This is a genomic window from Humibacillus xanthopallidus, assembly GCF_044793955.1.
Taxonomy (GTDB): Bacteria; Actinomycetota; Actinomycetes; order Actinomycetales; family Dermatophilaceae; genus Humibacillus; species Humibacillus xanthopallidus_C.
The window spans coordinates 3,357,418-3,372,261 of sequence record NZ_CP084995.1; the positions used below are offsets into that span (position 1 = coordinate 3,357,418).

General features: G+C 70.6%; 15 protein-coding genes. All 15 read right to left on the reverse strand.

Annotation, left to right across the window (positions count from 1 at the left end):
* Positions 1-55: 55 nt before the first annotated feature.
* On the reverse strand, positions 56-265 hold the full coding sequence (atpE, locus tag LG278_RS15055; RefSeq protein WP_331888275.1) for an ATP synthase F0 subunit C: 210 nt from the start codon (positions 263-265) through the stop codon (positions 56-58).
* Positions 266-356: 91 nt separating this feature from the next.
* On the reverse strand, positions 357-1,136 hold the full coding sequence (atpB, locus tag LG278_RS15060; protein WP_404388111.1) for a F0F1 ATP synthase subunit A: 780 nt from the start codon (positions 1,134-1,136) through the stop codon (positions 357-359).
* Positions 1,137-1,296: 160 nt separating this feature from the next.
* Positions 1,297-1,557, reverse strand: coding sequence for a hypothetical protein (locus LG278_RS15065; protein WP_404388113.1), 261 nt, complete (start codon positions 1,555-1,557; stop codon positions 1,297-1,299).
* Positions 1,558-1,571: 14 nt separating this feature from the next.
* Positions 1,572-2,042 (reverse strand): hypothetical protein, encoded by a 471-nt coding sequence (locus tag LG278_RS15070; protein ID WP_404388115.1) that lies wholly within the window; start codon positions 2,040-2,042, stop codon positions 1,572-1,574.
* 149 nt (positions 2,043-2,191) lie between these two features.
* On the reverse strand, positions 2,192-3,289 hold the full coding sequence (locus tag LG278_RS15075; RefSeq protein ID WP_404388117.1) for an MraY family glycosyltransferase: 1,098 nt from the start codon (positions 3,287-3,289) through the stop codon (positions 2,192-2,194).
* Between the two features lie 45 nt (positions 3,290-3,334).
* Positions 3,335-4,612, reverse strand: coding sequence for a serine hydroxymethyltransferase (gene glyA, locus LG278_RS15080; protein WP_404388119.1), 1,278 nt, complete (start codon positions 4,610-4,612; stop codon positions 3,335-3,337).
* Between the two features lie 45 nt (positions 4,613-4,657).
* Positions 4,658-5,566 (reverse strand): L-threonylcarbamoyladenylate synthase, encoded by a 909-nt coding sequence (locus LG278_RS15085; protein ID WP_404388121.1) that lies wholly within the window; start codon positions 5,564-5,566, stop codon positions 4,658-4,660.
* Between the two features lie 10 nt (positions 5,567-5,576).
* A complete protein-coding gene (prmC, locus tag LG278_RS15090; RefSeq protein WP_404388122.1) occupies positions 5,577-6,452 on the reverse strand; it encodes a peptide chain release factor N(5)-glutamine methyltransferase in 876 nt (291 codons plus the stop codon).
* A 7-nt stretch (positions 6,453-6,459) separates the two neighbouring features.
* Positions 6,460-7,542 carry a peptide chain release factor 1 gene (gene prfA, locus LG278_RS15095; RefSeq protein ID WP_404388124.1) on the reverse strand — a complete coding sequence of 361 codons (1,083 nt, stop codon included), beginning with the start codon at positions 7,540-7,542 and terminating at the stop codon, positions 6,460-6,462.
* 99 nt (positions 7,543-7,641) lie between these two features.
* Positions 7,642-7,857 carry a 50S ribosomal protein L31 gene (rpmE, locus tag LG278_RS15100; protein WP_141818918.1) on the reverse strand — a complete coding sequence of 72 codons (216 nt, stop codon included), beginning with the start codon at positions 7,855-7,857 and terminating at the stop codon, positions 7,642-7,644.
* 224 nt (positions 7,858-8,081) lie between these two features.
* Positions 8,082-8,333 carry a hypothetical protein gene (locus LG278_RS15105; protein WP_404388125.1) on the reverse strand — a complete coding sequence of 84 codons (252 nt, stop codon included), beginning with the start codon at positions 8,331-8,333 and terminating at the stop codon, positions 8,082-8,084.
* Positions 8,334-9,181: 848 nt separating this feature from the next.
* Positions 9,182-11,182 carry a transcription termination factor Rho gene (rho, locus tag LG278_RS15110; protein WP_404393669.1) on the reverse strand — a complete coding sequence of 667 codons (2,001 nt, stop codon included), beginning with the start codon at positions 11,180-11,182 and terminating at the stop codon, positions 9,182-9,184.
* 263 nt (positions 11,183-11,445) lie between these two features.
* The gene (gene thrB, locus LG278_RS15115; protein ID WP_404388126.1) at positions 11,446-12,402 is read right to left on the reverse strand and encodes a homoserine kinase; all 957 of its coding nucleotides are present in this window, start codon (positions 12,400-12,402) and stop codon (positions 11,446-11,448) included.
* A 4-nt stretch (positions 12,403-12,406) separates the two neighbouring features.
* Positions 12,407-13,501 carry a threonine synthase gene (gene thrC, locus LG278_RS15120; protein ID WP_404388128.1) on the reverse strand — a complete coding sequence of 365 codons (1,095 nt, stop codon included), beginning with the start codon at positions 13,499-13,501 and terminating at the stop codon, positions 12,407-12,409.
* Positions 13,501-14,814 carry a homoserine dehydrogenase gene (locus LG278_RS15125; RefSeq protein ID WP_404388130.1) on the reverse strand — a complete coding sequence of 438 codons (1,314 nt, stop codon included), beginning with the start codon at positions 14,812-14,814 and terminating at the stop codon, positions 13,501-13,503. Before LG278_RS15125 ends, thrC begins: the two co-directional genes overlap by 1 nt.
* Positions 14,815-14,844: the final 30 nt, after the last annotated feature.

Below are 14,844 nucleotides of genomic sequence, written 5' to 3' on the forward strand. Positions count from 1 at the left end.
CGGGTCTCCTAGAGAGAAACGGGTGCGTCGATGAGCTGGGTCGCCCGGTGGGCGATCAGCCGCGGAAGACGAACGCGAGCGCGATACCGAAGATGGCGAGCGCCTCGGTGATGGCCATGCCGAGGAAGGCGATCGGCTGGAGCATGCCGCGGGCCTCGGGCTGACGGGCAACGCCGTTGATGTAGGCGGCGAAGATCAGACCGACACCGATACCGGGGCCGATGGCGGAGAGGCCGTAACCGAGGATGGCGATGTTGCCAGTCATGTTGTTTCCATTTCCTTCTGGTCGGTCCCGGCGACGGGTGCCACCGGGGTCGTGCGGGGGGTCGTGCAGGGGTGGTGCGGGACGAACGGGCTTAGTGGTCGTCGGCGAGGGCGCCGCCGATGTAGAGCGCCGAGAGGAGCGTGAAGACGTAGGCCTGGAGGAACTCGACCAGCATCTCGAAGAGCGTCATGACGACGGCGAAGACCCACGTGACGCCACCGGCGATGACGAGGATGCCGCCGCTGGTCAGCATGTACCAGCCGCCGGTGATGAACAGCACGATGAGGATGTGGCCGGCGAACATGTTGCCGAAGAGTCGCAGCGCGAGCGTCACCGGACGGGTGAAGAGGTCGGTGATCAGCTCGAGGAAGAAGATCGGCAGGATCATGCCCTTGGGCAGGCCCGACGGGACGAGCGACTTCCAGTAGCCGAAGAAGCCGTGCTTCTTCATGCCGACGACGTGGAAGACGACCCAGACGATGAGCGAGAGGGCGATCGGGAAGCCGATGCGGCTGAACGTCGGGTAGCTCATCGGCGGGATCACGCCGAAGAAGTTGTTGACGAGGATGATCATGAAGAGCGAGAACAGCAGCGGGACGAACTTGAGGAACTCCTTGCTGCCGATGAGGTCCTTGGCGATGCCGTTGCGCACCATGCCGTAGACCGCTTCGGTCGCCATCTGCCCGCGGCCCGGAACGAGCGCCTTCTTGCGGGTCGTGGCCAGCAGGAACCAGATGACGAGGCCGGTGGAGAGCACCACCAGGAAGATCGGGCGGGTGATGGCCCATGCCCCGTCACCGATGATCGGCTGCCAGAACTCCTCCACACCGGGGGCGGTGTACTCCGACGGCGCGGCGGACACGAGGCTCACGGGTTACTCCTTCGTAGGTCTTTGGCAGGTGTCGTGACGCGCTGCATCTCGACGGTCGAAAAGTCTGTGCTGAGCACCGGGCCGGTGGGGCTCCGGTCGGCCGGGCCGGTCTCTCGCGCACCGCCGGGGGGCGCGGGGACGAGCCGGCCCGCCGGAAGGCTCAATGGGTACCGTATCGGAACCAGATCAGGTAGAGCGACAGGGCCATCCCACCGACGATCCCCGCTCCGACGAGCCATGTCGTGCCGAGCCAGAGGTCGAGCAGGGCGCCGAGTCCGCCGTAGATCAGCGGGCCCGTGATCAGGTAGGCGACAGCCTTCCACGCGGAGTTGGACTCGCGCAGGTTCCACTGCCGCTCGCGTTCCTTCTTGTCCTCGGCGCTCTCCTCGGGCTCCGGACCGCCGACTGGTGGCGACGTCATCGCGCCCTCCGCTCTCACGACTCATCACGCGGCTCCCGGGACGGCGTGTCGAGGGCAGCAGCGCCGTCAGGATCGTAGGCGAAGATGCGCAGCCGCTTGTAGGCGCGCATCTCGAAGAAGAGCCACACGAGGGCGCAGACGGTGATCGTCAGCCCCACGGCATACCCCGACACCCAGCTCACGTCGCGCAGGAGGAACATCGCAACGCCGAGCACGATCACCTTGAAGGTGTAGGTCAGCATCACGACGAGCATGACGGTCGTGGGTGCCATCTCGGCCGTGCGCTTCATGACGAGCAGCGTCAGGCTGAAGAAGAAGATGACGAGAGCGGCACCGACGGCTGCCGACCAGGCGGCCTTGGGGCTCGAGAAGAGACCGACGACGATGCACCCGATCGCGACGACGACGGTCGGCAGGAGCGAGCCCCGGAGGAGCTGCGCGAACGCATCGGACTGTGATGCGGTGCGGGCCGGTGTGGCGCTCAAGAAAAAACCTGCCTGGTCTGCGTGGTGAGGCATGTCGAGAGACATGCTGCTGGCGGGGCGGGGTCGGGCTCGATCGTCTTGTGGCGGAAGGCATTCCGCGCCCCCCGGAGTCTGGTTCACAGGTTCTCCCAAGGTGCTTGTGAATGCTATCACAAGCGTTCTGACGCCCTCCACCTCGGCAGCCGGACGGTGAGCACCACCCCGACCGCTGCAGCCGCGGCCACGACCGCGACCGGACGCCAGCCGTCCCAGATGACGAAGGACACCGACCCGAGCGCCACGATCGCGGCCCACAGGTAGAGGATGAGCACTGCCCGCCGGTGGGTGTGGCCGATGCTCAGCATGCGGTGGTGCAGGTGCTTGGCGTCGGGGTGCCACGGCCGCTGCCCGGCCATCGTGCGGCGCACGATGGCCAGCACCATGTCGAGCAGCGGCAGCATGAGCACCGCGAGCGGCAGGACGATCGGCAGGAAGGCGGCCGACACCTCGTTGCTGCTCACCTGGCCCGGGTCGACGTTGCCGGTCAGCGTGATCGTGGCCGCCGACATGAGCAGGCCGAGCGTCAGCGCTCCCGAGTCGCCCATGAAGAGGCGGGCCGGGTGGAAGTTGTGCGGCAGGAAGCCCGCGCAGCAGCCGACGAGCGCGGCCGAGATGAAGGTGGCCGTCGAGAAGACGTTGGCCGGCACGAACGAGCGCGACACGAGATAGCTGTAGGTGAAGAAGGCGAGCGCCGCGATGCCGACGACGCCGGCGGCGAGACCGTCGAGGCCGTCGATGAAGTTGACCGCGTTGGTCCAGACGAGCACGACGATGACGGTGAAGAGGACGAGCACCGGCACGGGCAGGATCGTCGTGCCGAAGATCGGCAGCGACAGCAGCTGCACTCCGGTGTAGGCCATCAGCCCCGCAGCGAGCATCTGCCCGGCGAGCTTGGTCACCCAGTCGAGCTCACGGATGTCGTCGAACGCACCGACGAGGCAGACGATGCCGCCCGCCGCGATGACCCCGAGGATCTGGCGCGTCGAGAAGAGCGTGCCGAGGTAGGGCAGCGCTCGGGCCACGAGGGCCGCCGCGACGAAGCCGATGTAGATGCCCACTCCCCCGAGCCGCGGGATCGGCGTCGTGTGGACGTCGCGCTCGCGCACCGCCGTGAAGGCCCCCGTCGCCACCGCGAGGCTGCGGATGAACGGGGTCACGAGGTAGGTGACCGCCGCGGCCACGATGAGGACGAGAACGTACTCGTGCACCTACCGACCTTCGCTCGTGCGCCGACGCTGGCGGGGTGGCCAGGCTCAGCGGGGGTATGCCGGGAAGCGCGTCACGAGGTCGGTGACCTCGGCCCGGACGTCCTTGCTGACGGCGTGGTCGGGGTCGGCGTCGCCCGCGGTCACGGCCCGGTGGATGAGCGCGGCGATCTGCTTCATCTCCTCGAGGCCCATCCCCTGCGTCGTCACCGAGGGGGTGCCGACACGGATGCCGGAGGCGATGTTGGCCTTCTGGGGGTCGAACGGGATGGCGTTCTTGTTGAGCACGATGCCGGCGGCGTCGGCCCGCTCCTCGGCCTCCTTGCCTGTGACGCCCACACCCTGCAGGTCGAGCAGGGCGAGGTGGGTGTCGGTGCCGCCGGTCGTCGGACGGATGCCGAGCTCGAGCAGGCTGGCCGCGAGCTGCCGGCTGTTGGCGATGACGTCGGTGGCGTACTGGGCGTACTCCGGGGTGGCGGCCTCCTTGAAGTTGACCGCCTTGGCCGCGATGGTGTGCATCTGCGGGCCGCCCTGCATCATCGGGAAGATCGCCTTGTCCATGGCCGCGGCGTGCTCGGCCTTGCAGACGAGGGCACCCGAGCGCGGGCCGCGCAGCACCTTGTGGGTCGTGAAGGTGACGACGTCGGCGTAGGGCACCGGTGACGGGATCGCCTTGCCGGCCACCAGACCGATGAAGTGGGCCGCGTCGACCCAGAGGATGGCGCCGACCTCGTCGGCGATCGCGCGGAAGCGCTCGAAGTCGATGAGGCGCGGGATGGCCGAGCCGCCGGCGCAGATGACCTTGGGCCGGTGCTCCTTGGCGAGGGCCTCGACCTGGTCGTAGTCGATGTTCTCGCTCTGCTTGTCGACGCCGTAGTGGACGGCGTTGAACCACTTGCCCGAGAAGGAGACCTTCGTGCCGTGGGTGAGGTGGCCACCCATCGGCAGGGCCATCGCGAGGATCGTGTCGCCCGGGGCCATGAACGCGCCGTAGACGGCCTGGTTGGCGCTCGCGCCGGAGTGGGCCTGCACGTTGGCGTGGTCGGCGCCGAAGAGGGCCTTGGCCCGCTCGATGGCGATCGTCTCGGCCTTGTCGACCTCGGAGCAGCCGCCGTAGTAGCGGCGCCCGGGATAGCCCTCCGCGTACTTGTTGGACAGCGTCGACCCGAGGGCCGTCAGCACGGCGGGCGAGCTGATGTTCTCGCTCGCGATGAGCTGCAGTCCGCCGCGGATGCGGTCGAGCTCCGAGAGCAGCACGCCGGCGATGTCGGGGTCGAAGGACTGCAGGGCACCGAAGTCGGAGCCGTAGAACGTGTCGTCAGCCATGGGGCATCTCCGGGTGGGGTCTCGGGAGTCGGGCGCGAGCCAACTCTATTGCGTGGGTGTCACGCCGTCGGTGCGGCGCTCGTCTGAGGACACGTCGTGCCACTCCCCGAGGGTGTCGTCAGCCGGGCCACCGGTCGCGGTCTCGCCCACCGACTCGGTGCCGGCGGCCTCCGTCTCGGCGGCGGCCACCTCGGCGTCGATGCTGGCGGCGTCAGCGTCGGCGTCGGTCCCGGTGGCGGTGACCTCGGCGTCGTCCGTCGAGACGTCGTGCCACTCGCCGAGGGTGTCCTCCTCGGAGTCCTCGTCGGAGACGACGTCGTCGGGCGGGAGCAGCGCTGCGTCGATGTCCTCCTGGGCGATGGCGCCGATGCGCAGGGTCACCGGGGCCTCCCCCGTGCAGTCGATGATCGTCGAGGCCTCACCGTCACCCGAGGGACCGGCGTCGAGATAGACCGAGACCGACTCCCCCAGCATGGCCATGGCCTCGTCGACGGTGCGGGCGGCCGGGTCGCCGGTCGTGTTGGCACTCGTCACCGCCATCGGGCCCACGTCGCCGAGCAGCTCGAGGGTGAGGTCGTGGTCGGGCACGCGCAGCGCGACGGTGCCGTTGGTGTCGCCGAGATCCCAGTGGAGCGAGGTCTGGGCTCGCAGCACGACGGTGAGCGGCCCGGGCCAGAACTTCTCCATCAGCCGCTGCGCGTAGTCGGGCACCTGTGTCGCGAGGCCCTGCGCCGTGCGCGCCGTGGGGATGAGCACCGGCGGCGGCATGTCGCGGCCGCGACCCTTGGCGGCGAGCACGGAGGCCACCGCGGTCGCATCGAACGCGTCGCAGCCGATGCCGTAGACGGTGTCGGTCGGCAGCACGATGACCTCGCCGCGACGGATCGCTCCGGCGGCGGCGGGCACACCATCGGTGCGCCCGCTGGGATCAGTGCAGTCGTAGCGCTCGCTCACGGCCCGAAGCCTAACCGGGAGTCGTGGTCGATCGGCGCGCGGTCGTCACCCGTGGACGGCCCGCGAGGTCGGGGTGGTCCTGCACGTCGGTCCACTCCCCCGTCGCCCGCAGGCGCCGCGGGAGGCTCTCGCCCTGGCTGTCGGCGTGCTCGACGAGCACGAGACCCCCGGCACGCAGCAGCCCGGCCGCGACCCGCACGACCGCGAGCGGGATCGCCAGCCCGTCCTCGCTGCCGCCATAGAGCGCGATCTCGGGATCGTGGTCGCGCACCTCCGGGTCGATCGGGACGGCCCCGACGGGGATGTAGGGCGGGTTGATCGTCACGACGTCGACCGCACCGGACCAGTCGTCGAAGCACGGCCGCGTCGCATCGCCGAGGACGAGGTCGACGTCGAGCCCCAGCCGGTCGCGGTTCGCGGTCGCCCAGGCCCACGCCTCGGGCGAGACCTCGATCCCGCGGACCTCGGCCTGGGGGCACTCGTCCTTGAGCGCGAGCGGGATGGCACCCGAGCCCGAGCACAGGTCCACCACCCGGGGGTCGCTGGCGGACGGCAGCCGGGTGAGCTCGGCGAGCGCGAGGTCGACGAGCACCTCGGTCTCCGGGCGCGGCACGAAGACCCCGGGGCCGACGGCGAGCGTCAGGTGCCGGAAGGCGGCGTGGCCGGTGAGGTGCTGCAGCGGCACCCGGCGGGCCCGCTCGTCGACGAGGACGGCATACCCCGGTGGGAGGGTGCGCCCGCCGAGCACCAGCAGCCGGCGCACCTCGCCGACCTCGACCCCGAGGGCGTGCGCCGCGAGCGCCAGGGCGTCGGGCTCCGGTGAGGGCACCCCGGCGTCGGCGAGGCGCGCCGTCGCAGCGCGTATGCCGTCGCGGAGGTCGGTCACCGACAGCTCACTCGGGTGCCCCGGCGAGGGCGGCGAGCTTGGCCGCCTCGTCCGCGTCGAGAGCCGACTGCACGACGGGGTCGAGGTCGCCGTCGAGCACTGCGTCGAGGTTGTAGGACTTGTAGCCGGTGCGGTGGTCGGAGATGCGGTTCTCGGGAAAGTTGTAGGTGCGGATGCGCTCCGAGCGGTCGACGGTGCGCACCTGCGAGCGGCGGGCGGCACTCGCCTCGGCGTCGGCCTCGTCCTGGGCGAGCTGGTGCAGGCGGGCGCGGAGCACGCGCATCGCGGCCTCCTTGTTCTGCAGCTGCGACTTCTCGTTCTGGCACGAGACGACGAGACCGGTCGGCACGTGCGTGATGCGCACGGCCGAGTCGGTGGTGTTGACGCTCTGCCCGCCGGGACCGCTGCTGCGATAGACGTCGATGCGCAGGTCGCCCGGGTCGATCGTCACCTCGACCTCCTCGGCCTCGGGCATGACGAGCACGCCTGCGGCCGAGGTGTGGATTCGTCCCTGGCTCTCGGTCACGGGGACCCGCTGCACCCGGTGCACGCCGCCTTCGTACTTGAGCCGCGCCCACGGGGCCTCGTCGAGACCGGGCGTGCCCTTGGCCTTGACCGAGACCCGCACGTCCTTGTAGCCGCCGAGGTCGCTCTCGGTGGCGTCCTCGATTACGGTGCGCCAGCCGCGCTGCTCGGCGTAGCGGAGATACATCCGCAGCAGGTCGCCGGCGAAGAGCGCGGACTCGTCGCCGCCCTCCCCCGCCTTGACCTCGAGAATGACGTCGCGGTCGTCGTCAGGGTCGCGCGGCACGAGCATCCGACGCAGGTGCTCCTCGGCCGCCGCCTCGCGGGCCTCGAGCGAGGGCACCTCGGCGGCGAAGGACTCGTCCTCGGTCGCGAGCTCGCGGGCTGCGCCGAGGTCGTCGACCGCCGCCTGCCACGCCCGCGCCGCGGCGACGGTGGGCGCCAGGGCGGCATACCTCTTGTTGAGGGTGCGCACGAGGTCCTGGTCGGTGTGGATCGCCGGCTCGGCGAGGCGACGCTCGAGCTCGGAGTACTCGTCGAGGATCGACTGCACGGAGTCGAGCACGATGATCACCTCTCGGCCGGGACGTCGCGGTCACTTCAGGGTCAAAGACGAACGCCGGCCCCCGACGACCGAAGTCGTGGGAGCCGGCGTGCGGGAGACCTACTTGGCGGCCTTCTTGCCGTAGCGGGCCTCGAACCGGGCCACGCGGCCACCGGTGTCGAGGATCTTCTGCTTGCCCGTGTAGAACGGGTGGCACTGCGAGCACACGTCGGCCGAGATCTTGCCCGACGTCTCGGTGCTGCGCGTCGTGAACGTGCTGCCACAGGTGCAGGTCACCGTGGTCTCGACGTAGGCGGGGTGCAGGTCCTTCTTCACAGCGTCTCCTTGAGTTCACATGGCCGGGTCGGAGTCCTCACAGCACCCGTGGGGCGCCTGCTCGTCCGTGAACCGGTCCAAAGGAAGATTGTGCCAGAGGTGTGGCACCTCTCCCAAAACGCCGGACCCCCTCCCCTCATTCCCGTATGCCGCCCGCCCGGCTCAGCCCGCGTCATGCAGATCGCGCAGCATGCTGTGCGCTGTGCATGACACAACCTCCGACCTCAGGCCGCCTGCCCCGAGAGCAGGTGGTGCCCCCTCACGACCTGGTCCATGAACGCCGCTGCATTCAGGCGCAGGCCGATGACGGGGATGCGTAGGACCCGGGAGTCGCTGAGCACGAACTCGTTCTGTCGCAGCGCATCGTCGACAGGGTTGAGCGCCAGCCCGTGGTGCCCTCCGTCGATCTCCACGACGAGCCCGATGTCATCCCAGGCGACGTCGAGGTAGACCCGCCCGTCTCGTTGGACCCGCACGTCCTGACGACTCGGCTCAGGCAGTCCGTGGTCGCGACACAGCCTCGCGAAGTCCAGTTCGCCCAGCGAGTGCACCCCGTCACAAACGTCACGGATGACGGCATGCAGGAAGGGCCGCCGAGGGCTCCTCGTCTGAGCGAGCCAGTGAGCAAGCAAGCGATCGGGCCTGATCAGACGCTGCTGCACCACAAGACAGATGATGAGCGCGGCCTGGCGATCACTCCTCGCCCACTGCGCCGCGCGTACGGTCGCTGCCTCGGGTCGCGCCCGTGGCACCCCGACCTCGAGGGACGGCCCGAGCTCGCGCCGCCGGCGAAGTCGCACGCCCGACAACGAGTAACCCCGGCTGCGTGACGGGAGAGCCACGTCGATGACCTCAGGACGGAAGCCGGTGAGGCCGCCAGCGACCAAGGCAGCGACCCCATCGAGGACGGCCCCAGACCCCGACTCCCACACGGCCTGCCAGAGCAGGGCCTCACCCGTCGGAGCGCCCGTGCCGATCACGACCGTGTGCCTGCCTGCTCGACGCCAGCGGCCTGCCGTCACCTCGGACGCGACGTCGTGACGGGTGAGACCCGCGGCGCGAAGGTCTCGCCGGTGAGCGACTCCGGCATGCAGAGCCGCGACCGGCGCCGCAAGCCGGGCACGTTGTTCCCGACTGACCCGCCTTGACATCGCTCCACGGTGCCCGATCGGGGTCCCGCATCGGCCCCGCCATCCACAGGGTCGGCTCTGTCATGTCAGACGCACAGCAGACTGTGCGTTCTGCAGCACACGAGCCAGACGCACGTATGCCGCTCACCCGGGGTGGGCGAGCGGCATACGGGATGGTGCTGGTGCGGTGCGGGTCAGCCCTCGTCGTCGATCTTCATCGACGACGTCTGCTGCACCTGGAGCAGGAACTCGTAGTTCGTGCGGGTCTTGCGCAGGCGGTCGGTCAGCAGCTCGATGCCCTGCACCGGGTCGAGCGCGGCGAGCACTCGGCGCAGCTTCCACATGATTTTCAGCTCCTCGCTCGCGAGGAGGATCTCCTCGCGACGGGTGCCCGAGGCGTTGATGTCGACCGCGGGGAAGATCCGCCGGTTGGCGAGCTCGCGCGAGAGCTTGAGCTCCATGTTCCCGGTGCCCTTGAACTCCTCGAAGATCACCTCGTCCATCTTGGAGCCCGTCTCGACGAGCGCCGTGGCGAGGATCGTCAGCGACCCGCCGTTCTCGATGTTGCGCGCCGCGCCGAAGAACTTCTTCGGCGGGTAGAGCGCAGCCGAGTCGACACCGCCCGAGAGGATGCGCCCGCTCGCAGGTGCGGCGAGGTTGTAGGCGCGACCGAGCTTGGTGATCGAGTCGAGGAGCACGACGACGTCGTGGCCGAGCTCCACGAGACGCTTGGCACGCTCGATGGCGAGCTCGGCGACCGTCGTGTGGTCCTCGGCCGGGCGGTCGAAGGTCGAGGCGATGACCTCACCCTTCACGGCCCGCTGCATGTCGGTGACCTCTTCGGGACGCTCGTCGACGAGGACGACCATCAGGTGGCACTCGGGGTTGTTCGTCGTGATCGCGTTGGCGAGCGCCTGCATGACCATCGTCTTGCCGGCCTTGGCCGGGGCGACGATGAGGCCGCGCTGACCCTTGCCGATGGGGGCCACGAGATCGATGATCCGGGTCGTGAGGCCGGTGCTCTCGGTCTCGAGCCGCAGCCGCTCCTGCGGGTAGAGCGGCGTCAGCTTGCCGAACTCCACGCGCTTGAGCGACTCCTCGGGGGTCGCACCGTTGACCGAGTCGAGCCGCACGAGCGCGTTGAACTTCTGGCGGCCGACGTTGCCCGAGGGCTGCTCGCCCTCGCGCAGTGCCTTGACGGCGCCGGTGACGCCGTCACCCTTGCGCAGGCCGTGCTTCTTGACCATGCCGAGCGGCACGTAGACGTCGTTGGGTCCGGGCAGGTAGCCGGTCGTGCGCACGAAGGCGTAGTTGTCGAGGACGTCGAGGATGCCGGCCACCGGCACCAGGACGTCGTCCTCCTGGACCTGAAGCTCGGTCTCGACCCAGTCCTGGCCGTCACGGGTGCGGCCGCGCTTGCGGTCGCGGCTGCGCTGGCGGTTGCGGCTGCGACGGGTGCCGTTGCGGTCGTCGTCGTCGTCGAAGCGACCCTGCGCACCGGCGCCCTGGTTGCCCTGCTCGCCCTGCCGGGTCTGGGTGGTCTGGCCGTCGCGCTGCCGGTCGTCGCGCTGCTGACGGTCACCCTGCTGGCGGTCACCCTGCTGACGGTCGTCCCGCTGCTGACGGTCACCCTGCTGGCCGTCTCGCTGCTGACGGTCGTCCCGCTGCTGACGGTCACCCTGCTGGCCGTCTCGCTGCTGACGGTCGTCACGCTGCTGGCGGTTGCCCTGCTGCTGCCGGTCCTCGCGCTGGGTGCGCTCGACCCGGTCGACGGCCGCCTCGGCGAGCTCGATGCCCTCCGGCAGGCGCGGCTCCTCGCGGGGCTCACGGCTCTCGCGCGCCTCGCGGTTGCGGGTGGTGCGGCTCGAGCGACGCTCCTGGGTGCGCGAGGAGCCCTGCGGTGCGACCTCTGCGCCGTCGGGTCGTGCGTCGCCGTCCGTGCCCGTCTGACGCTCGGTCGACGCTGGCGCAGGGGCGGAGTCCTCGCGAGGCGACTGCTCGTGGTCCGGGGCGGTCGCCGGACGCTCGGCTGTCGTGGACGCAGCAGCAGGAGCAGCGGCCGGCGCAGGTGCCTGACCAGCGCCCCCGCCGGACTGGCGTGCCTTGATGGCCTCGACGAGATCGCTCTTGCGCATCTTCGTCGTGCCCTTGATGCCCATGGACGATGCGACGCCCTTGAGCTCGTCCAGCTTCATGGCGGCGAGGCCAGACACGGGACGGGTGGTGGTTTCTGACACGAAGGATCCTTCCCCCTCGTTCGCGGCCCGGCGAAGACTTCGCGGAGCCGAACTGGGGCCAGTTGTCTCTGGCCGACTGTGAACCACATCGGCGCACTGCACCGAGAGGCAGGAAAGAGCTGCCTCAGCGTGGGGGTGGTGCACCGGCCTGCGTGAACGCGGCGAGTGGTGCGTTGCAAAGATACCACCCGGCACCCCTCGAGAGGCGCTGCGGCGGGTCGTCAGTGCGCGGTGACCGAGGCCCCGCGGTCGGGCACTCCCGGCGTCAGGCGCTGCCAGCCAGAGCAGTCGTCGGGGGCCTGCACGCTCGCGGCCGATGCACGGGTCGTCAGCACGAGGACGCTCGGGCCGGCGCCCGACACGACGGCAGCGTGCCCCTGCGCACGCAGGGCGTCGACGAGACGCATCGTCTCCGGGTAGGCCGGGCGTCGCGCTTCCTGGTGCAGCCAGTCACGGGTGGCCGCGTGCAGGTGGCTCGGGTCGGCCGTCAGGGCGTGCACGAGCAGCGCGGCCCTCCCGGCGCCGGCAGCCGCCGCGGCGAGCGGCACGGTGGAGGGCAGCACCGCCCTCGCCGTGCGGGTGGCGAGCTGCGTCTCGGGCACGAGCACGACGACGTCGACCTCGGGGTGGAGGGCGATCGACGCGGTGACCGTCTGGTCGCCGCGGTCGAGGCCACTGCCGTCGGGCATCCAGCTGACAGTGAGACCGCCGAGCACGCTCGCCGAGGCGTTGTCGGGGTGACCCTCGAGCACGCTCGCGATGTGGGTCGCGAGACACAGGTCGACCCCCGCGGGCTCCCCCGTCTCGGGGAAGTCATCGGCGCAGAGTGCCTGTGCCGCAACGACTCCCGCCGCGATCGCGGTCGCCGACGAGCCGAGTCCGCGGCTGTGCGGCACGCCGTTGCGCGCCTCGATGCGCAGGCCGGCCGGAGGCTCCCACCCGAGCACCCCCCAGGTATGCCGCATGGTGGCGTGCACGAGGTGCCGCTCGTCCGTGGGCACGTCGTCGGCGCCCTCGCCCGAGACCGTGATGACGAGGCCGGGCGCCTCCGTCGTCGAGACGACGTAGTGGTCCCACAGCCCGAGGGCGAGACCGATCGAGTCGAAGCCCGGGCCGAGGTTGGCGCTGCTCGCGGGCACCCGCACGAGGACGGACCGACCCCCCGGCACGCGACTCATGCGATCAGTCCTGCAGGCCGAGGGCCTGAGCCGCCGAGAACGCGTCGACGGAGACGCGGGTCGGCACGATCTCGCTGCCGTCGGCGGTGCGCAGGGCCCACTGCGGGTCCTTGAGGCCGTGACCCGTGACGGTGCAGACGATGCGGGCGCCCGGGGGAACGAGTCCCTCGGCGTGGCTCATCAGCAGGCCCGCGACGGAGGCCGCCGACCCGGGCTCGACGAAGACGCCCTCCTGCGACGAGAGGTAGCGGTGAGCCTCGAGGATCTGCTCGTCGGTGACCGCGGCGATGCGGCCTCCCGACTCGTCACGCGCGGCGATCGCCTGGTCCCAGGACGCCGGGTTGCCGATGCGGATCGCGGTGGCGATGGTCTCGGGGTCGTCGATGGGGTGGCCCTTGACGAGCGGGGCGGCGCCGGCCGCCTGGAAGCCCCACATGATGGGCAGGTGCGTCGCGGGCCCGGGCTGGTGGCTGACGGCGGGGTCGGAGAGGTACTCGCGGTAGCCCCTCCAGTAGGCGGTGATGTTGCCGGCGTTGCCGACCGGCAGGCAGTGGATGTCAGGCGCGTCGCCGAGGGCGTCGACCACCTCGAAGCTGGCGGTCTTCTGCCCCTCGATGCGCGCCGGGTTGACCGAGTTGACGAGCTCGACGGGGTAGGCCTCGGCCAGCTTGCGCGCCAGCGTGAGGCAGTCGTCGAAGTTGCCGTCGACCTGGAGCAGCGTGGCGCCGTGCGCGATGGCCTGGCTCAGCTTGCTCATGGCGATCTTGCCGTCGGGCACGAGCACACCGCAGGTCATGCCGGCCTTGGTGGCGTAGGCCGCCGCCGAGGCACTGGTGTTGCCGGTGCTGGCACAGATGACGGCCTTGGCGCCGCGCTTGGCGGCGAGGCTGATGGCCGTCGTCATGCCCCGGTCCTTGAACGAGCCGGTGGGGTTGAGGCCTTCGTACTTGAGGTAGACCTCGGCGCCGACGAGGGCCGACAGCTTCTCGGCGTGGATGAGCGGTGTGCCGCCCTCGTGCAGGGTCACGACGGGGGCGCCGTCGAGCATCGGCAACCGGTCGGCATACTCCCGGATCACGCCGCGCCACTGGTGAGCCATCAGGAACCTTCCACGCGCATCACGGAGTTGACGCCTCGCACTACGTCGAGCGTGCGCAGCCGCTCGACGGTGGCCGAGAGCGCCGCGTCGGTCGCGGTGTGCGTGACGATGATGAGGTTGGCCCGGTGGCCGCCGTCCTCTTCGCGCACGAGCTGCTGACGCACCGTCTCGATCGACACGTCGTGGTCGGCGAAGGCGGCCGCGACCTGGGCGAGCACACCCGAGCGGTCCTCGACGTCGAGGCTGATGTGGTAGCGCGTCAGGGCGTCGCCCATGGTGAGCACCGGCAGGTCGGCGTAGCTGCTCTCGCCGGGTCCGAGCCCTCCCCCGACACGGTGCCGGGCCACGGCGACGAGGTCGCCGAGCACGGCGGAGGCGGTCGGGTCGCCGCCGGCGCCACGGCCGTAGAACATCAGCTGCCCGGCGGCGTCGGCCTCGACGAAGACGGCGTTGAACGCCTCACGCACGCCGGCGAGAGGGTGCGACCGCGGGATCATCGCGGGGTGCACGCGCACGCTGACCCCGGCCTCGGTGCGCTCGCAGATCGCGAGCAGCTTAACGACGGAGTCCATCTCGCGCGCCGCGGCGACGTCGGCGGCGGTGACCTCGGTGATGCCCTCGCGATAGACGTCGGCGCCGGAGACCCGCGTGTGGAAAGCGAGCGAGGCGAGGATGGCGGCCTTGGCAGCCGCATCGAAGCCCTCGACGTCGGCGGTCGGGTCGGCCTCGGCATAGCCGAGCGCCTGGGCCTGCTCGACGGCGTCGGAGAAGCCGGCCCCGGTCGTGTCCATCTTGTCGAGGACGTAGTTGGTCGTGCCGTTGACGATGCCGAGCACCTTGCTCACGTCGTCTCCGGCGAGCGACTCGCGCAGCGGGCGCAGCAGGGGGATGGCGCCGGCGACGGCGGCCTCGTAGTAGAGGTCGACGCCGTGCTCGGCGGCCGCGGCATAGAGCGCCGGGCCGTCCTCGGCGAGCAGTGCCTTGTTGGCGGTGACGACGGAGGCGCCGTGCTCCATGGCGCGCAGGATGAGCGACCGGGCGGGCTCGATGCCGCCGATGACCTCGACGACGACGTCAGCGCGCGTCACGAGCCCGTCGGCGTCGGTCGTGAAGAGGCTCGGGTCGACCCCGAGGTCGGAGCGGTCGCGGCCGGCGCGCCGCACCGCGATGCCGACGATCTCGAGCGGCGCGCCCACCCGGGCCGCCATGTCGCTGGCGTGCTCGGTCAGCAGGCGCGCGACGGCGCCGCCGACCACGCCGGCCCCGAGGAGGGCCACACGCAGCGGTCGTTGGGTGCTCACGGCGCTGTCCACGGCGGCAATCCTGCCGTCTGTCCGCCTGAT